The organism is Microvirga antarctica (assembly GCF_017921815.1).
Taxonomy (GTDB): Bacteria; Pseudomonadota; Alphaproteobacteria; order Rhizobiales; family Beijerinckiaceae; genus Microvirga; species Microvirga antarctica.
Genome location: NZ_JAGEMM010000173.1, coordinates 1 through 283, shown reverse-complemented (window position 1 = coordinate 283; position 283 = coordinate 1). Strand labels below are relative to the sequence as shown.

Sequence of the window (283 nt, the reverse complement as noted above, 5' to 3'; positions counted from 1 at the left end):
CGTCGTAGTTGATTTTGCGAATCAGCGTATCTTCTGGCGGATCGACCACAAAGTTACGCCACACGAAATCGGTGACCAGTCCAGGGTTAAAAATAAACCAGCACTCTGAACCCTCTTTACGGATTGTCGGCTCCAGTATTTTCCATTGATATTCCGTCAGTGCATGGGCTTCTTCCAGCCACAACACATCGATCCCCTCCAGTGACTTAATTTCTTCGATGTTGCGCCATAACCCATAAAAAACAAATTCCGAGCCGGTAACCCGGTTAATGATTTTGTTGTT

General features: G+C 45.9%; 1 protein-coding gene. It reads right to left on the bottom strand.

Annotation, left to right across the window (positions count from 1 at the left end):
• On the bottom strand, positions 1-283 hold a 283-nt coding region (locus J4G32_RS21355), incomplete at both ends, for a phage terminase large subunit (RefSeq protein WP_210497739.1).